This is a genomic window from Bacteroides caecimuris, from assembly GCF_001688725.2.
Classification (GTDB): Bacteria; Bacteroidota; Bacteroidia; order Bacteroidales; family Bacteroidaceae; genus Bacteroides; species Bacteroides caecimuris.
In genome coordinates this window covers 2,231,986-2,251,537 of record NZ_CP015401.2, presented here as the reverse complement: position 1 = coordinate 2,251,537, position 19,552 = coordinate 2,231,986, and the positions used below count along the sequence as shown (strand labels likewise).

Here is a 19,552-nt window from a genome sequence, read left to right as displayed (position 1 = left end):
AACGCCAAGAGTTTGTTAAAAAACTCATTGTTTTTATAATGCTGTTATGAATACCAAATATAAAGATGAACTGAATGAAAGTCAGTATGAAGCTGTGACTTATATTGATGGCCCTTCGCTGGTGATAGCCGGTGCGGGCTCAGGGAAAACACGTGTATTGACTTATAAAATTGATTATCTTATAAAAGAGAAAGGGTATGATGCGCATAATATACTTGCACTGACATTTACTAATAAAGCTGCACGCGAGATAGTGAAACGTGTTAATCGAGACATCGGTCTTCCGTGGTCAAGTTATATATGGATGGGTACTTTTCACTCTGTCTTTGCCCGCATCCTTCGTTGCGAAGCGCAATATATAGGATTTACTTCCCAGTTTACTATTTATGATGCGGCTGATAGTAAAAGTTTGCTTCGTTCCATTATTAAAGAAATGGGGTTGGACGAGAAAACCTATAAACCGGGAGTTGTGCAATCCCGTATCTCCAATGCCAAGAATCATTTGGTCACTCCTACAGGTTACGCCACCAATAAAGAAGCCTATGAAGGCGATATAGCAGCCAGAATGCCAGCTATTCGTGATATTTATACCCGTTATTGGGAAAGATGCCGTCAAGCGGGAGCTATGGATTTTGACGATTTGCTGATGTATACTTATATTTTGTTTCGTGATTTTCCAAATGTTTTAAAATGTTATCAGAACAAATTTCATTATGTGTTGGTAGATGAATATCAAGATACCAACTATGCTCAACATAGTATTATCTTGCAATTGACTAAGGAGAACCAACGAATCTGTGTCGTAGGGGATGATGCACAAAGCATCTATTCTTTCCGTGGAGCGGATATTGACAATATCCTTTATTTTACGAAAATCTATCCTGATACGAAAGTCTTCAAACTGGAGCAGAATTACCGCTCCACACAGACCATTGTCTGTGCTGCCAACAGCCTGATTGAGAAGAATGAGCGTCAGATACGGAAAGCCGTATTCTCCAAGAAAGAGAAAGGAGAAGCTATCGGTGTGTTCCAGGCATACAGCGATGTGGAAGAGGGTGATATTGTGGCGAATAAGATAGCCGAACTGCGCCGCGAACATTCCTACGGCTATGCGGATTTCGCTATCCTGTATCGTACGAATGCGCAAAGCCGTATTTTTGAAGAAGCTCTTCGGAAGCGGACGATGCCTTATAAGATTTACGGCGGACTTTCGTTCTACCAACGAAAGGAGATAAAAGACGTTATTGCTTATTTTCGTCTGGTGGTGAATCCGAATGACGAAGAAGCGTTCAAGCGTATCATCAATTATCCTGCCCGTGGCATTGGAGATACTACCGTCGGCAAAATAATATCGGCAGCCACTGATAATGGAGTCAGCCTGTGGGCAACGCTTTGCGAGCCGTTGAGCTATGGCTTGAATATCAACAAAGGGACACATACGAAACTTCAAGGTTTCCGTGAGTTGATAGAAGGCTTTATTACCGACCAGGCAGATAAGAACGCATACGAGATTGGAACGGATATTATCCGTCAATCCGGCATTATCAATGATGTCTGCCAGGACACTTCTCCTGAGAATCTGAGCCGCAAGGAAAATATAGAAGAGTTGGTAAACGGTATGAATGATTTCTGCGCTTTACGGCAGGAAGAAGGCAATCCGAATATATTCCTAACCGATTTCCTTTCGGAGATTTCGTTACTTACCGACCAAGATTCCGATAAGGCAGATGATGGGGAGAAGATCACTTTGATGACTGTCCATTCCGCCAAGGGATTGGAATTTAAGAACGTGTTTGTGGTTGGTATGGAAGAAAACTTGTTTCCTAGCGGCATGGTAGGAGATTCGCCACGTGCGTTGGAAGAGGAACGCCGCTTGTTCTATGTAGCCATTACCCGTGCGGAAGAACATTGTTATCTGTCGTTTGCCAAAACCCGTTTCCGTTATGGAAAGATGGAGTTTGGAAGTCCCAGCCGTTTCTTGCGGGATATTGATATTGACTATTTACGGATGCCGCACGAAGCAGGAGTCAGCCGTTTGGTTGATGAAGGTGCGGGACGCTTCCGCAGAGAGATAGAAGGCGGATTTACCCGTTCTGCTTCTCCATCGCGTGCACCTTTCGGAAGTACATCTTCGTCTGAACAGCGTGAACGACCGAAGGCGCAGATAATAGCTCCCAGTGTGCCGAGAAACTTGAAGAAGGTAAGTGCGGTAGGCAGCAGTGGGGGAGCTCAGGCATCGTCTTCCGGTTCTGCGTTGGCGGCAGGAGTGCAAGCCGGACAAATGATAGAGCACGAACGCTTCGGATTGGGAGAAGTGATGAAAGTAGAAGGAACGGGAGATAACGCAAAAGCTACCATTCATTTTAAAAATGCGGGTGACAAGCAACTATTATTGCGTTTCGCCCGTTTTAAGGTGATAGAATAAGATAAAAAATAGAGAGGCTCATGAAGAAACAACTAACAGTAATTTTGCTTTCCGCTTTGATTTTGAGCGGATGTGCGTCCGGGCGTATGGGGAATCCGGGAGCTATCGTGGCAGGTGCTTCTATCGGTGGTAGTCTGGGAAGTTCGATAGGCGGGCTTATCGGAGATAATAATCGTGGCTGGCGCGGCGGTTACCGTGGTTCTGCCATCGGAAATATTGTAGGAACTATTGCCGGAGCAGCTATCGGAGGCGTGTTGACTGCACCCAAACAAGCCCCGATAGAAGATGACGCTTATGTTCCTGAGGTGCGTGAAGTCCGTGCTCAGAAATACAAGAAGCAGCCGCAGCAGATTCAGCGACCGCTTGCCCAACTGAAATTGTGCAGGATTCGTTTTATTGATGATAACCGCAGTCATGTGATTGATGCAGGGGAGAACAGTAAGATAATCTTTGAAATTATGAACGAAGGCCGGAAGCCTGTATATAATGTGGTTCCTGTCGTAGAAACGGTCGGAAAGGTGAAACATCTCGGCATCTCTCCTTCGGTGATGATAGAGGAAATCCTTCCGGGCGAAGGCATCCGTTACACTGCCTCGATTCATGCGGGCGAGAAGCTGAAAGACGGTGAAGTGACTTTCCGTGTAGCAGTGGCGGACGAGAATGGAATGATTTGCGATTCTCAGGAGTTTACTTTGCCTACGCAACGTTGATTTTAAGGGGAAAATAGTCCGAAAATATCTGGCATAAATATAGTGACGGTATGTGCCTGGGATAGTGACGCTATCCTGAGCACATACCGTCACTATGTTGGTGGGATAGCGTCACCATTTTAATAGCCATCTCCATATAGGAATTACATGTGTTTTTTTGTTGTCGATAGTTATTATTGATAGTACATTACATTCTTATTATTGATAGGATATTGTTTTTCTTTTTTATTGGAATTGGCTACTCATCCTACTGCTGAGGAGGTGAAAGCTTGGTTGGAGAAGTTACTTTCATATTAAAACACGACCATACATAAAAATGGAGCACTTTATTTGAAATCAAACATTATTCTGCTTACCTTTGTCAGCATGAAAAAAGAAAACGGTAAAGGAGACGAACTTATGGCAAGTAATTATATTCGTTTCGATTGGGCAATGAAACGCTTGTTGCGTAATAAAGCCAATTTTGCAGTTCTCGAGGGTTTTCTTACCACTCTTCTAAATGAAAAGATAGTCATTCAGAAACTGTTGGAAAGTGAGAGCAATCAAGAGGACGAGTTTGACAAGTATAATCGGGTGGATATGCTTGCGGAAAACTCAAAGGGTGAACTCATTTTAATTGAAGTTCAAAACAATAATGAGTATGCGTATTTCCAACGTATGTTATTCGGCACTTCTAAATTGGTGACCGAATACATAAACCGCGGGGAAGGGTATGACAAAGTAAGGAAAGTATATAGTGTCAATATTGTATATTTCTCTTTAGGGAGTGGAAAGGATATCGTATATCATGGAAAAACTGAATTCCGCGGAATCCATCAGGGAGATGTTTTGGAATTAACTCCTTTCCAGAAACAGACATTCAAAGTAGATAGTGTCAGTCAGCTTTATCCCGAATATTATATTCTGAAGGTCAATGATTTCAATCAAGTGGCCCAGAGTCCGTTGGAAGAATGGATTTATTATATGAATACAGGTGATATACCTGATGGTGCGACAGCGCCGGGGTTGGATGAGGCTCGTCAACGCCTGAAACTGGATAAGATGACTAAAGAAGAATTAAGTGCTTATTATCGTCATTTGGATAATATAGTAATTCTACGTGACAATATATATACCGAACGTGCGGAAGGTCGTGCAGAAGGTCGTGCTGAGGGCCGTGCCGAGGGACTTATGGAAGGTCGTATGGAAGAAAAAAGAGAAATGGTACATAATATGAAATCTTTGAATATTCCACTTGATACCATTTCGCAAGTTACAGGACTATCCATTGAAGAAATAAAAAGTTTGTAGAAGGATTGCCCCCGAAAAATGTGAATTTTAAAATGATAAAGACAACGCTTCCATTTGTGCTGGGAGCGTTTTTTTATTCATAAAATAGGATACTCTGCTGAAACTGCGAGAATATTGTTTCTCGCACTATAGATATTGTTACGGCTTATTCGTGAATTAATTAAATAATGTTACCTTTGTGGTTGAAAAGGAACTAAAATGAAACATGATGAGAACTTATAATGTTATTTTGTTGTTTATTGCTGCCTGCATCGGTGGAGTTGTATTTTTCTTTACTTGTAAGTATACCTATGAGTATAAGCTATCTATTCTTAAACAGAAGGCAAGAGCTACTTTGATTGAGGCGGTTGAACAGGAAGTGAAAAGTCGGAATGTGGAAGGTCCTTTGGTATTTACTCTTCCAAATACGGCAAATATGAAAAATGCAGAATTACCGGATTCAGTAACTATTGTAGATTCCATAGGTATGTATAAGCTTAAGTTGGATAAAGAAAAACATTACAATAATACAACTACGGATACTAATGTTCGTTTGCTTCATAGCGTTGCTTTTATGGAACACCCCATTCAGCCGGATTCATTGAATCTTATTTGGAAAAAGTATTTAAATAAAGTGGGTATCTCAATGGGGACAGCATTATGTGTTTCCGTTGTAGACAGGTTTGGTGATGTAACATCGGCATCTACATCTTATAGTGAATGGCGCAAGTGCTCAAATTTGCTATTTACTATTTCTATAGGCTATGCCTGTGAAATAGAAGTAATGGCTTATCTTTATTATTCCGTATGGAATATAATATACATGGAAATCATTTTAGGTTTATTACTATACATAGTCTATATGTATATGATTTACAAATTGATTTTGTTTGTACAATGTAAAATAATTTTCGTAAGAGATAAAGGAGTTATAAAACAGCCTGTTGTGAAAATAATAAAAGAAATGAAAGATAGTTCTTCTATACGTTCTTATAAGCTATATGAAGGTTTTATATTCCATGCAGATCAGAACTTGATAGAGTTTAATGGTCAACAAAAGATTTTGCAGCCACAGCCTAGTAAGTTATTAGAACTTTTTCTAAGAATGGAAGAAACAGGATATGTTTTAAAGAATAGTGATATAAGGGAGAGTTTATGGTCTGATGGAAGTGCTACTCCCGATCGGATTCATAAAGCGGTAGCACGTTTACGTTCTAACATAAAAGAATTGGATTCTTCTATTGATATAAAAAAATGTGTAGATGGGTATCAATTGGTTCTATAATATATAATTTTCTCAATAGCTTTAAATCTCGATGAAATGGCACTTTTTAGATGATTGTTATTTTTTTCAGATAATATTTTCTATCAGGTCAGAAATGGTCAGGTACATTTTATAGTTTCTTTTTATCAGTTTTCTATCTTTGCTCCCAATTATTAATCTTATAACAACAAAGTAATATGAAAAAACTGGTATTCTTCTTATTTTTATGTACTGTGGTATATTTGACAGCAAAACGTTCAACTAATCACAATATTACATTCAATACATTGCTTAATTATAATATAGAGGCTTTAGCGGCGGATGAAGGTTTAAATGTATATCATTGTTTTGGAACAGGATCTGTAGATTGTCCGGTAGTCCATACTAAAGTTAAATATGTTGCTGGGGGATATAGTCTTGAAAAATAATGTAAGTCTCCTGTTTCTTTCTTTTTTCTTGTTTATCTCTTGTGACCATAAACATAAGGAATATGTAGGTAATGTATTACCTTATTCCAGATTTCCACAAGAGAAAGAACTGGAAGGAGAAGTAATAGAGCTTGATACAGCCTTGTTCCGCTATCCTTTTCGGATACGGATAGAAGGAGATAAAGCCATTGTGATGGATTTACATGGTTCCGATTATTATGGGCACTTATTTCAATACCCAAGTTTCCAGTATCTATCCTCTTTTGGCAGGCGAGGCGATTCTCCAACGGAAATGTTGTCAATGGAGAACTTCCGTTTGTATAACCATGAATTATGGACTTTAGATGCCAACAAAAGCGAATTAACTAGGTTAGATTTTTCTTCATCCGGTGATTCACTGCTTCGTGAGGAAACGGTAACATTGGATGAAGATATACTTCGACCGCTTGATTTTGCCATATATAATGATACGACATTTGTCATTCCTGACTATTCAGGTGAGAGTCGTTTCTTAAAGGTTAGTTGCGAAGGTAAACTTATAGAGAAGATAGGCGCTATACCTACAGCGAATGAGAAAGTTTTGCAAGAAGCCCGTCCGGCATTAGCGCAGGCATGGCGTAGCTTTTTAGATTATAATCCCCATAATGGCGTTTTAGCTGCTGTCACTCAACTGGGAGAGGTGGTTGAAGTTTATAACTTGAAAGACAGTACTCATGTTGTTCGTATCGGTGAGCATGACGAACCTGAATTCAAAGTATCCGATGGATATGGTATACCAACAGGCATCATGGGATTCAGTGATGTTCAAGTAACGGATAGTGCCATTTATGCGGTGTTTCATGGGACGCCCTTTAAAGAGATAGCAAGGCAAAGTGGAAAACTTCCTGACGGCGGAAAGTACATTTATGTATTTAGCTTGAAAGGAGAACCGCTGTATAAGTATGTGCTCGATCATTATATATATGGTATTTGGGTAGATGAAGCTACTAAAACGATAATGGCGACAGATGTAAATAGCGATCAGCCAATACTAAAGTTTTGTTTTGGTAGCGTATGAGAGAATTAACATGATTAAAGGAGCAGAATGATGCGTTTGTTCATCTTGGCGGATTTGCTTACATATCATCTGCTCCTTAACCCCTAAAAAGAAAGGAGGTTATTTAGATACAAACATAAGAATAAAAAATTAATGTAGCAAACTATTGCTATTCTGTTGAAATGATAGATACAGAAGAAAAACGAAAAGTACAATTTAAAAAACTACAAAATGAAAAAGAAAGTAATGGGCATTATTGCCGTTGTTGCTATTGCTGCTGTTGCGGGATATAATATATATACTTCACAGAATAATAATGTAAAGTTGTCGGACTTGGCTTTAAGTAATATTGAAGCTTTGGCTAATAGCGGAGAAGGTGGCGTAACTATAAAGTGTTGCGCTGCTCTTTGGGGCAGTTGTAAGGATGATGTAAAGGCTCCTTACGTGGAATGTACTTGGAATAAGTAGTTAAAATGAAGGGAATTAGTTGATATGAAGTTGCTTTGTTTATATAGGCTAATTCCCTTATAATCGGGATTTAAGTAAAGAATGAAATAAATAAACTTGTATGAAAAATCTATTTATAATCATATTGCTGTTAAGTTTTTTTTCTTGTAAGAACACAAAAGAAATAACTTTTTTAGAGCTTTTTGAAAAAAAAGAAGATATAACTTTATTACCCTTTAATAATGTAATAATAGATTCATTAATGTCACCGGATATTTTTATTTCAGCAGGTGATTATTTGATTTTTTCTGAGCCTAAGTTACCTTATTTGTTATCTTCTTATAATTTTAAGACCCATGCCTTTAAACGATTTTTACGAAAAGGTCAAGGAGTAAATGAAGCTATTAATATACAGACTTTAGGACAATTGAATAATGATAATAGTTTTTATGCACATGATGTGATGTCCCAATCTATCTTTTTGTTTTCTATTAATGATTTGTCGGAAACAATAGAAAAAGACTCTTTACCATCATCTTATAATGTTAGTTCTTTGGCTTATGATGATAATCTTGCTTTTTATATGATAGTTGGGGATTCTGCTCGTTTTGTCGTCAAACATGATGACAATTTTGTTTCTTTAGGAGAAATGCCGAAAGTTGATGATATTTTACCGCAAGTTTTATCACAATCTTTGCAGGGACCCTCTTTGGTTTCATTTGAAAATAAAAAATTAGCGTGGTTTTCTGTATATGGTGATATAATGGAAATTTATAACTACTCAAATCCAAATAACATCTATTTAGTGAAATCTTCTGTTGTTAATTTACCTGTTTATAGTAAGTCGTCTGAACGAAATTCTGGTGTTTTAGCCTTAAATACAAAGCTTAGTGTTTCTTCGGTTACATCAGATGGGAAGTATATTTATGCTCTTTATAATGAGAATAAAATAGAAGATGCGGTTAAAAAAGGAGATGATATATTTTTCTGTAAGAAAATACTGGTTTTTGATTGGGAAGGTAATCCTGTGAAAATTTTGAATGTAGATAGACAGCTTAGATCTATAACTTACAGAAAAGAAGATGGGAAACTTTATTGTTTGGGATTAGCGGAGAATTTAGATCCTGCTGTTTATTTTTTCTCTATCAATAATCTTGATTTATAAAATATGCTGAAAGTTATATTATATATAAACATATTTGCTGCATTAATGAGCTTTCATTCATGCCAAAAGAAAGTAAATGTTGAAATAGCTAATGTGGTTAAAGAATGGACGAATAGCGAAATAAAATTTGATAGTGGCTATGTTTTTACACGATTAGGTAAAGATTCTATTTATAATTCAATACCTAAGAGTGGATACAAGATTTTAGTTTATACTGATTCTATAGGGTGTGTGGGGTGTAATTTGAGATTACCGCAATGGAAGGAATGGATGAAACAAATAGATTCTATATCTGATAACAAAGTCTCTTTCTTATTTTTTGTGCATCCTAAAGATGAAACGGATTTATTATTGTTGTTGCAAAGACAAAATTTTAATGTTCCGGTTTGTATTGATAAGAATAACTCTCTAAATAAATTGAATCACTTTCCTGCCAATGCAATGTTACACACATTTTTGTTAGATGAACATAATAAGGTTTTGGCTATAGGTAATCCAATGCATAATCCTAAAATAAAAGAATTATATATGAATATAATTTTTGATAAGCAAAAGATTTCTGAGGCAGAAGATAAGAAGCAAACAAAAGTTATGATAGATAAATGGTGTATAGATTTGGGAGCGTTTGATTGGAAAAAACAAAAATCTTGTGAATTTATTCTAACTAATATTGGACAGGAATTATTAGTAGTGGATAATGTAATAACTTCTTGTGGCTGTACAACTGTAGAATATTCAAAAGTGCCAGTGCAACCGGAGAAGAATTTAATTCTGAAAGTGAACTATATGGCGGAGCGTCCTGAATATTTTAATAAGACTATAACTGTGTATTGTAATGCAGAAGATTCTCCATTTCATTTGAAAATTAGTGGAAACGCGAAATGAGTAATTAACAAGAAGTTTGATGAAGCATTTGGGATATATCCAACTTATAGTTTTGGTACTGCTTGTTTGGCTAGGATGGCAAATGATAGGCAGGATAGCATTTCATTCGAAACATTTTGTGAATACTTGTTACCCTACCGAATTGATGATGAACCGTTAGCTTAAAAATTGATATAGATATGCTAGATACAAAGAATAAAATGCCACTATTAGGGGGAATATTGATATTTCTTCTATTATCTTGTCGTTCAAGTAACCAGGAAACTATTCGGGTGGAGAATATCATCTGCCAACCTATTATTTGTGAGGATAATTATATAATAGGAGGTCCTAGAGAGATGGCATTATCAGACTCAATTTTAACGGTTATGGATGCTAAGTCTGATTCCATGTTGCTTTTTTTTAATGTAAAATCTGGAAAATATTTAGGAAAGGCTGGTATACGTGGGCAAGGACCTTCTGAATTTACTGTACTTTCTTCTTTAGAATCGCACGGTGGAGGTTCTTTTTCATTTTACGATATTAATAAAAAAACGTTTTATTATACTAATTCAGTAATGGGTGATGGTGTGCAATTTATCCCCGCTTTTCGTGTTGATAGTGGATTGCCACTTGAGGTTCATCCTATGGCTAACGGAAAGTTTATAGCTCCTGGTATTTATGAAGAATATAGGTATTGTGTGCTGGATTCAAGTGGGCAGGTACATAATACATTTGGAGAATGGCCTTACAGGGATGAGGATGAAAAGAAAGTGTCTGGCATTGTTCGTTCACAGGCTTATATGTTTGGTATAGCGCCTTCTCCTTCTAAAACGAAATTTATCGCTTCTCTTTTGTCTGCGGATATACTGTCTTTCTACCAATTAGAAAACGATTCGGTGCATTTGCTAAAAGAGACTATTCTCACTTATCCAGACTATGAGTATAGAAATAGTCCGACAGTTTATTCAGGGGCTTCTAAGGATTCACCAATAAATTATTTATGTGCTACTTGTTCGGAAAACTATGTATATGTACTATATTCTGGAAAAAACTTTCGTCAAGATGCTTTGGCTTCATTTTCGGGAAATGTGATATATGTGTATACATGGAATGGTAATAAAATAGCAATGCTCAAGAGTGATAAAATGTTAGGGAAAATATGTTTGGCAGAAGACGGAAAAACAATGTATGCTATTGCTTACGATTTAGATCCGGTTCTTGTGCAATTTCCATTGCCACAGTGGGAATAGCTAAATTAATGTCGAAGAGGGCAATGAAATTTATAAATATTAATCCAAAGGTTATATTATGAGGGAAATTTTATACATTTTGCTTCTAACTGTTTGTTGGAGTTGTGCACAAAATTCAAAGACTGAAGTATATCAAAATAAACGTGCAAATATTTTGGATGTTCAAGATAGAGTGAAAGAAATTGCAATTAATGATGTTTTAATAGGTCCAATAAGCCCATTATGTATAGTCGGTGAGTATTTAATAATAGGTGATGTTAAATCACAAGATAATTTGATTCATATATTTAATAAGAATGATTTTAGCTATTTGACAAGTGTACTGAGTAGAGGTGAAGGTCCTGATGAAATAACTAATATGGGATATATTGGAACAGATGGAATGAGTCACATATTTTGTATATCGGATCATGGTAAACAAAAGATATTTGCTTATGATATAGATTGTATTCTTTCAGATTCATTGTATAAGCCAACCGTAAAAGCGAAAATGGCAGAAAGATCATTTCCTAATAAATATAAATCTATAAATGATTCTTTATATCTTGCTTTAATAATAAAACCAACAGGAAATTCAGGTTATAATGAAAATATAACTAAATGGAATATGAAAACCGGAGAAATGGATAATATGCTTTATGAACATCCTGATATAAAGAAGAAACGTGTTGATTTTGATTTATCAATAAAGGGTGGATGCTATGTAGAATGCTATTTGTATCATGATTTAATGACGATTTGTGATCTCAACGGAAATTTAAGATACAATATATACGGTCCGGAATGGGATAAATCAACAAATAGAGTTAGTTTTTATGGTGGAGTAGCCTATTGTAAAGATAAAATAGTTGCGCTTTATTCAGGTAAGGAGACTTTTTATAATAGTGGCTCTGGTGGAATGAAAGTAGATCGTCCGACTAAATTTTTAGTTTTTGATATGAATGGTAATTACATTCAGACTATAGAAACTAAATGTCAAATATTAAATTTTTGTTATGATGAAAAGAATAACCGAATCATAATGAGTTTAGATGATGATATGCAATTTGCTTATTTGGATTTAAGTGGTCTTATTTAGTAGCGTTTTGATTATTATCTTTAAATCGTAAATAAAATATGAACCTGATTGGTATAAGTTCCTTGGTGAATTTCCTGAAACTTCGGTGTTGTTGAAAAAATAATTTTAATGGTTTCTTTAAGAATATGAAATATATAATTGCCATCTTACTATTATTTTTAGTGTCATGTAAAGATAATAAACGAGAACATGCCCTAAATGTATTGCAAAATTGGAACTCTAAAGAATTAATATTTCCTTCAGAACTTTATTTTACCATTAACGGGAAGGATTCTGTAGACTATTCTGTTTCAAGCCAGAGTCAATATAAAGTTGTAGTTTATGTTGATTCAGTAGGTTGTACGAGTTGTAAATTGCGTTTACCTGCATGGAAAAGCTTTATGTCGCAAGTTGATTCATTGGCTTCTAATTCAGTTCAATTTCTATTCTTCTTTTTTCCTAAAAATAAAACAGAAATATCTAACATCTTAGTAACTGACCGTTTTAAATATCCAGTTTGTATAGATGAACAAGATTCGTTGAATATATTAAATCATATTCCAACTGAAATGATGTTTCAGACATTTTTATTGAATAAAAAAAATAAAGTGGTTGCTATTGGCAATCCCGTTCATAATCCCAAGATAAGAGAGCTTTATCTAGCTATTATTACAGGAAAGAGTCATTCAGCAAAGGTTGATGATAAATTACTTACAACGGCTGTTTTATCTACCTCCCAATTGAATATGGGGATTTTTGATTGGAAGCAAGAGCAACTAGTTGAATTTTCATTTACTAATTCAGGTGATAATCCGTTTGTTGTAGAAGAAATTTATACTTCTTGTGGCTGTACTACAGTGGAATATTCTAAAGAACCTATTCAACCAAGTGGAAATTTGAAAGTGAAGGTGAAATATAAGGCAGAACGACCTGAACATTTCAATAAAACGATTACCGTGTATTGTAATGCAGAAGATTCTCCATTTCATTTGAAAATTAGTGGAACCGCGAAATGAGTAAATAACAAGAAGTTTGATGAAGCATTTGGGTTATCGTTTTGGTGCTACTTGTCTGGCTAGGATGGCAAATGATAGGAGGATAGCATTTCATTCGAAACATTTTGTGAATACTTGTTACCTTACCGAATTGATGATGAACCGTTAGCTTAAAAATTGATATAGATATGATAGATACAAAGAATAAAATGCCACTATTAGGGGGAATATTGATACTTCTTCTATTATCTTGTCGCTCAAGTAACCAGGAGACTATTCGGGTGGAGAATATCATCTGCCAACCTATTATTTGTGAGGATAATTATATAATAGGAAGCCCAAGAGAGATGGCATTATCAGACTCAATTTTAGCGGTTATGGATGCTAAGTCTGATTCCATGTTGCTTTTTTTTGATGTAAAATCCGGAAAATATTTAGGAAAGGCTGCTATGCGTGGGCAAGGTCCATCTGAATTTACTGTACTTTCTTCTTTAGAATCACATAATGAAAGTTCGTTTTCATTTTACGATATAAATAGAAAAAAGTTTTATTATACAAATTCAACAACCGCAGGCACTGTGCGGTTTACTCCTGCTTTTCGCATAGACAGTGGATTGCCACTTGAAGTTCATCCTATGGCTAACGGGAAGTTTATAGCTCCTGGTATTTATGAAAAATACAGGTATTGTGTGTTGGATTCCAATGGACAGGTGCATAGTACGCTTGGGGAATGGCCTTATAGGGATAAGGATGAAAAGACTGTTTCCGGTATTGTTCGTTCGCAGGCTTATATGTTTGGTATAGCGTCCTCTCCTTCAAGAACGAAATTCGTTGCTTATCTTATGTCAGCGGATATGCTGTCTTTCTATCAATTAGAAAACGATTCTCTACATTTGCGAAAGGAAACTATTGTTACTTATCCGGACTATGAGTATAGAAATAATCCGACAGATTATTCGGGTGCCTCGAGAGATTCACCACTCGTTTATTTGTGGGCTACATGCTCGGAAGATTATGTGTACCTATTGTATTCCGGAAAAAAATTCCGTCAGAATGCTTTGGCGTCATTTTCAGGTGATATGATATATGTGTATAATTGGAATGGTGATAAAATTGCGATGATAAAAAGCGATAAGATGTTGAAACAAATATGTGTGGCAAAAGATGGGAAAACAATGTATGCTATTGTCTGTGATTTAGATCCGGTTCTTGTGCATTTTCCATTGCCACAGTGGGAATAGATTCAGTGGAAGTACATACGACTCATGTAAGACAATACAATCTCTAATATTAAAGAATAAGTATAATGAGAAAAATAAGTGTAATAATTTTATTAATCGTTGCTTGCGCTTGTTCTGATAGTCATAAAAAACTATCGGAAGAAATCGAAATAATACCGGTTGATGTACATGAGACTATACGGGATGCTTCGTCTTTCTTGGAGAAAATAGAACTTGTTCCTCTCGAAACGAATGATTCGTCTTTATTTTATAGAACCAACAAGGTTATTTATGTAAAGAAGGAGAACCTTTTATCATGTATCCTTGCTTTGGTATAGTAGATAATGTTTTGCTCTCTATTTGTCAGCCGGATTTTGTTAGTAAAGTTGTAGATCGCAATCTTATGTCATCTGAAGAAATTCATAAAATGGAGGCATTAAAAGAAGATGATAATCCTGTAATATTGAAATACTATTTGAAATAATGACACGTTTAGTTAGTTTGATATTTATTGCTATATTGTTATTGTCTGGTAAAGAGTCAGAACAAGATAGAATAACCAGTTTTGTTAATGAATGGAATGCAGAAGGTTCTCTATTTCATTTGAAAATTAGTGGAAACGCAAAATGAATAGGAATATGATAAAGCACTTACGATATATCCAACTTATAGTTCTGGTGCTACTTGTCTGGCTAGGATGGCAAATGATAGACAGGATAGCATTTAGGGAGGAAACGATAACTCCTCTCGAAGTTGCTTTGCAATCTGCTGACAACAACCGAAAAGAGTTGGAAAAGGTGCTTTGTCATTATCAAAAGAATCCTGCTGATAGTTTGAAATATAAAGCTGCTTGCTTTCTGATAGAAAATATGCCTTTTTATACCTATTCCTATGGAGAACAATTAGAGAATTATAAGTCTTATTATGCTTGGCTAAAAGTACGTAAGGGTAAAACAGCGCAACAAGTTGCCGATTCAGTCAAAAAAGTTTTTGGTCCAATGAAAGAACCTCAGAAAAAACGCGATATCATGGAAATAGATTCTGCTTATCTATGCCATAACATTGATTGGGCATTCAAAGTCTGGCAGGAACAACCTTGGGGAAAGAATATCTCATTTGAAATATTTTGCGAATACTTGTTGCCTTATCGAATCGGTGATGAACCGTTAGCTTATTGGCGTGAGACATATTATAAGAAATACAATTCATTGCTGGATTCATTGCGGATGTCTGACACCTTGGATAAAGAAGATCCATTAGTGGCAGCCAGGTATTTAATGGCGAGATTGCCGGATAAAAAGACATTCTTTACTTCTATAGCTCCCTTTTCTTTCGGACACATAGGACCTGAATTTGTGCAATATCAGTCTGGCAGTTGCAGAGAGTTGACGGATTTCGCAGTCTATTTATTCCGTGCTTTAGGTATTCCTAGCGCGATAGATTACTTGCCTGTACGTGGTGATGGCAATGCCGGTCACTTTTGGGTAATGCTTTGGGATAAAAATGGGGAAGGATATATCTCTGACTTCATGAAGAATTTAATACGTGTTCGCAAATGTTCCCTGTATCAAAAGGAGGGAGCCGCCAAGATATACAGAAATACTTTTAGTGCGAATAGGGACTTACACAAGCAAATGGCACAGTATGGAGAAGAAGTGTATTCATTTTGGCGTATTCCCAAGTTTGAAGATGTTACTTCTGATTATGCGTATTCATACCAAAAAGAACTGGTTATCCCTTTAGAAAAGCAATATAAGGATGAAAGGAGTGGGAGAATTGCTTATTTATGTGCTAGTAATAGGGATCGTTGGATTCCGATTGATTGGACAGTCTATGATGCCAGTCGTCTGGCTTTCCGATATGTTCGTAATGGTTCAGTTATGAGAGTTGCTACTTATGAGGATGGAACACTATGTTTTTTGACTGATCCTTTTTATCTGGATAAAGAAACTAATTTCCCTCACTATTATTCTATTGGGAAAAAGACGCAAGATATGGTTTTGTATGCTAAGTTTAATCTTAAAGAAGAAAATAGTTTTAGAAACAGAATGATAGGGGGGATTTTTACTGGAAGTAATCGTTCTGATTTCTCGGATGAAGATACACTGTTTATTATACAGGGCATACCTAATCGTTTGAATACAACTGTAAAAAGTTGGTCTGATAAAGGGTATCGTTATCTACGATATTTTGGTCCTCCCAAAGGCGCATGTAATGTTGCAGAAGTCGCTTTTTATGAGAAGGATGATACCGTGGCTTTATCAGGGAAAATCATAGGTACTCCCGGATGTTACCAACATGACGGAACGCATGAATATACCAATGTGTTTGACGGGAAAACATGGACTTCTTTTGATTATTCCAAACCCACTGGTGGATGGGCGGGATTGGATTTAGGAAGAGAAGTAAAAGTAGACCGTATAGTCTATACTCCACGCAACAGGGACAATTATGTTCGGCCTGGTGATGTATATGAGCTGTTTTATTGTGACAAAGATTGGAAGTCTGCCGGAAAAATCAAGGCGACTGCCGACTCATTAGTATTTCGGGATATTCCGGAAAATGCATTGTTATTTTTACGGAACCATACTCGTGGAAAGGACGAGAGAATTTTTATTTATGAAAACGGGAGTCAACTATGGAAATAAGAACGTATATCAGGTTTGTCGTGGCATGGAGAATGATTATCATCTTAGGTATCATTTCTTTGGTATATGCTTGCTCTTGTCCGGATGAGAAGATTTCGCATCTGTCTGTTATTGCTCCTTCCAGACATACACTGTTGGCTGTTACCCCTAGTTTAAGTCTCCAATTAACGGGGGATACATTAAATAAAAGTTATCCGCAGTTGAGAACCGGAGAGGCATTTCCGATAACTGGTATTTTACGTGTAGACGGTATACTTTATCGTTTCATGGGAGGTGATTCTTTACGTATATCTCCTTTAGCACCTCTCTCGGAGGATACTGTCGGGTGGACGGGAAAATATTCTTTCTTGTTTCCGGGAAAAGGATGGGAGCAGAGGAGGTATGACGATTCTTGGTGGAGTGAAGGGAAAGGAGCGTTTGGTCCGGTAAAAGGGTATTATCCGGCGCATACCTTGTGGGGAGCGGAAAATATTTATGTCCGCAGGCATGTCAAGGTGGATAATAAAGACGCTTTGAGGAATCATAAAATTTATGTCCGTTATGTATGCGATGATTGGCTAAAGCTTTTTTGTAATGGAAAATATTTGTTAGAGAGTAGATATACATATAAAACGAAATGCCAGCGTTTGACTGATGAAGCGATTAGTCAAATTATTGATGGAGATAATAATATCTTGGCTGCATATTGTCGGAATACGGGAGGTCCTGCTTTGTTGGATTTCGGCTTATATATAGAAAATAAAACGTATGCTGAAGCGAAACCTGCAACTCTGAAAAAGATGGATGTGCAAGCTACGCAGACTCAATTTATTTTCCAATGTGGAGAGGTGGATCTTCAGGTTGACTTTGTCTCACCTTCCTTGTCGGAAAAGTGGGATCTGACAGGCTGGCCTGTCGGTTTTCTTACCTATCAGGTTCGTACGGAAAGCGGAAAGGAACATGCGGTGGAGGTTTTGTTCGACGTGGATATGGAATGGATGTTTGGCAAGAGGAAAATTGATAGTTGGGTCGATAAGGATTGGCGTTTTGTGAAGTCCGACAGCTTGTATTTGGCTATGGCAGCGGATGAAACAACCTTTTCATGTATGGATGGTCATGCCATCTTGTCTCAAAAGCTGTACGTGGGAAATGAAAGGGATAAGGATAGTAGTGGGGTATTACTTGTCGGATATGAAGAAGGACAGGTGCTACAATATGATGGCGAGGCTCTGTCTCCTCTTTGGAATAGTGATGGGACAAGGGAGGTAAAAGAATTAATGAAATCCGTAGGAAATAGATATAAGGAACTTAAGGCGGAATGTGATATTTTGGATAACCGATGGAATACCAAAGCGTTTCAGGCGGGGGATAAGACATTGGCGGAACAAATGCTTCCTGCTTATCGTAATTTTATATCTTCTCACAGATTTATATCATCTTCGGATAATAAGCTTTTTTGTTTGGGCGATACATTGGGTAATGTCAGAGAAGCTTATAAGAGTTTTCCGGCATTGTTATTCTTTCATCGTACCGACTGGATGAGAGGTTTGTTGGATCCCATATTCGAGTACTGTGAAGATATTCATTGGAGCAAGAAATACCCGCCGTATGATATCGGCTTGTATCCTGTTGCCAGTAAACAGGTGAGATTAGAAAACTGTGCCGTAGAAGCGGCTGCCAATATGCTGATGATGACAACTGCTATTGTAGAAGCGGAACAGGACTTTGATTATGCTGGTATGCATTGGGAGCAATTGGAGGTGTGGGCGGATTATCTGCAACAGAAGATGAAGAAAGAGACATATCCTATCATCGGGTTGTTGGATGAAAATGACGAACGTGTGAAATGTGTGTTGGGGTTGGCAGCTTATTATAAATTGATTCAATTAAAGGGAAACTTATGAGCATGATAAAGAGAATTCAGGCGATATTGGAGAATCTGGCTTTCTTCATATTCTGTATGGTGGTTATTCTGTTCTTGATGCAACTGTTCTGCTTTACTTCATTCAGGATACCTTCGGACTCTATGGAACCGGCATTGAAGGATGGCGACCGGATATTAGTTAATAAGATGATAAAAGGGGCTCGCCTGTTCGATGTGTTTGCAGCCTTGGATAATGAGGATGTCACTATCCACCGGATGCCCGGATGGGGGAGTTTCCAGAGAAATGATATACTGGTTTTTAATTTCCCTTATCAAATGAATCGTTGGGACAGTGTCCGGATGGATGTAATGCAATATTACGTAAAGCGTTGTATTGCTTTGCCGGGGGATACATTGGAGATTCGTGGGGGATTTTATAAAGTACGTGGTTGTGACGAACAGTTGGGAAACTACGATGCCCAGCAATATCTGGCGAATCTGAAGCATCCGGAACAGCATGGCATTGTGGTAGGTACATTTCCTTATGACAAACAACTGGGCTGGACGATCCGCGAGTTCGGACCTTTGCCGATTCCCAAGAAAGGTCAGATAGTAATGATGAACCGTACGAACTGCCTTTTGTACAGGCAATTGATAGGGTGGGAACAGAAGAAGAGGCTACGTATAAAAGACGGACAAATAGTATTGGGAGACAGTGTGATTACCCAATATCGCTTTAAAAAGAACTATTATTTTGTTTCCGGTGATCATATGGCAAATTCGCAGGACTCAAGGTACTGGGGGATGTTGCCTGAAGAATACATTGTAGGTAAGGCTACCCGTATTTGGTATTCGGAAGATAAATTTACGGAGAAACCCCGTTGGGACAGAATTATGCAGAAAATCAAATAAGGAACGAAAATAAAGT

General features: G+C 37.1%; 16 protein-coding genes and 1 pseudogene. All 17 read left to right on the top strand.

What is annotated here, in order from left to right; translation table 11 throughout:
- Positions 1-46 precede the first annotated feature (46 nt).
- On the top strand, positions 47-2,425 hold the full coding sequence (locus A4V03_RS09725; protein ID WP_065538739.1) for an ATP-dependent helicase: 2,379 nt from the start codon (positions 47-49) through the stop codon (positions 2,423-2,425).
- Between the two features lie 20 nt (positions 2,426-2,445).
- Positions 2,446-3,135 carry a hypothetical protein gene (locus A4V03_RS09720; protein ID WP_065538738.1) on the top strand — a complete coding sequence of 230 codons (690 nt, stop codon included), beginning with the start codon at positions 2,446-2,448 and terminating at the stop codon, positions 3,133-3,135.
- Between the two features lie 366 nt (positions 3,136-3,501).
- Positions 3,502-4,425, top strand: a complete 924-nt coding sequence (locus tag A4V03_RS09715; protein WP_065538737.1) for an Rpn family recombination-promoting nuclease/putative transposase — start codon at positions 3,502-3,504, stop codon at positions 4,423-4,425.
- A 205-nt stretch (positions 4,426-4,630) separates the two neighbouring features.
- Entirely contained in the window at positions 4,631-5,689 is a 1,059-nt protein-coding gene (locus A4V03_RS09710) for a winged helix-turn-helix domain-containing protein (protein WP_084081134.1), read from the top strand.
- 176 nt (positions 5,690-5,865) lie between these two features.
- On the top strand, positions 5,866-6,096 hold the full coding sequence (locus A4V03_RS09705) for an NVEALA domain-containing protein (RefSeq protein WP_065538736.1): 231 nt from the start codon (positions 5,866-5,868) through the stop codon (positions 6,094-6,096).
- On the top strand, positions 6,065-7,153 hold the full coding sequence (locus tag A4V03_RS09700) for a BF3164 family lipoprotein (RefSeq protein WP_065538735.1): 1,089 nt from the start codon (positions 6,065-6,067) through the stop codon (positions 7,151-7,153). Before A4V03_RS09705 ends, A4V03_RS09700 begins: the two co-directional genes overlap by 32 nt.
- Positions 7,154-7,363: 210 nt before the next feature.
- A complete protein-coding gene (locus tag A4V03_RS09695; RefSeq protein WP_065538734.1) occupies positions 7,364-7,600 on the top strand; it encodes an NVEALA domain-containing protein in 237 nt (78 codons plus the stop codon).
- A gap of 100 nt (positions 7,601-7,700) precedes the next feature.
- The gene (locus tag A4V03_RS09690; protein WP_065538733.1) at positions 7,701-8,744 is read left to right on the top strand and encodes a BF3164 family lipoprotein; all 1,044 of its coding nucleotides are present in this window, start codon (positions 7,701-7,703) and stop codon (positions 8,742-8,744) included.
- A gap of 3 nt (positions 8,745-8,747) precedes the next feature.
- Positions 8,748-9,629 carry a DUF1573 domain-containing protein gene (locus tag A4V03_RS09685; RefSeq protein WP_065538732.1) on the top strand — a complete coding sequence of 294 codons (882 nt, stop codon included), beginning with the start codon at positions 8,748-8,750 and terminating at the stop codon, positions 9,627-9,629.
- A 179-nt stretch (positions 9,630-9,808) separates the two neighbouring features.
- Positions 9,809-10,861 carry a BF3164 family lipoprotein gene (locus tag A4V03_RS09680; protein ID WP_024988738.1) on the top strand — a complete coding sequence of 351 codons (1,053 nt, stop codon included), beginning with the start codon at positions 9,809-9,811 and terminating at the stop codon, positions 10,859-10,861.
- A gap of 58 nt (positions 10,862-10,919) precedes the next feature.
- Positions 10,920-11,939, top strand: a complete 1,020-nt coding sequence (locus tag A4V03_RS09675; protein ID WP_065538730.1) for a 6-bladed beta-propeller — start codon at positions 10,920-10,922, stop codon at positions 11,937-11,939.
- A 125-nt stretch (positions 11,940-12,064) separates the two neighbouring features.
- On the top strand, positions 12,065-12,934 hold the full coding sequence (locus tag A4V03_RS09670; RefSeq protein ID WP_065538729.1) for a DUF1573 domain-containing protein: 870 nt from the start codon (positions 12,065-12,067) through the stop codon (positions 12,932-12,934).
- A gap of 167 nt (positions 12,935-13,101) precedes the next feature.
- Complete coding sequence (locus A4V03_RS09665) at positions 13,102-14,154, top strand: BF3164 family lipoprotein (RefSeq protein ID WP_071807662.1); 1,053 nt, start codon at positions 13,102-13,104, stop codon at positions 14,152-14,154.
- A gap of 268 nt (positions 14,155-14,422) precedes the next feature.
- Positions 14,423-14,617, top strand: a pseudogene (locus A4V03_RS21310) (6-bladed beta-propeller); the annotation flags it as partial.
- A 154-nt stretch (positions 14,618-14,771) separates the two neighbouring features.
- Entirely contained in the window at positions 14,772-16,781 is a 2,010-nt protein-coding gene (locus tag A4V03_RS09655; RefSeq protein ID WP_065540363.1) for a transglutaminase domain-containing protein, read from the top strand.
- The gene (locus tag A4V03_RS09650; protein ID WP_065538727.1) at positions 16,772-18,664 is read left to right on the top strand and encodes a glutaminase domain-containing protein; all 1,893 of its coding nucleotides are present in this window, start codon (positions 16,772-16,774) and stop codon (positions 18,662-18,664) included. Before A4V03_RS09655 ends, A4V03_RS09650 begins: the two co-directional genes overlap by 10 nt.
- Positions 18,661-19,536: a signal peptidase I gene (lepB, locus tag A4V03_RS09645; protein WP_065538726.1), complete on the top strand. Its 876-nt coding sequence runs from the start codon at positions 18,661-18,663 to the stop codon at positions 19,534-19,536. The genes A4V03_RS09650 and lepB overlap by 4 nt, the downstream gene beginning before the upstream one ends.
- Positions 19,537-19,552 lie beyond the last annotated feature (16 nt).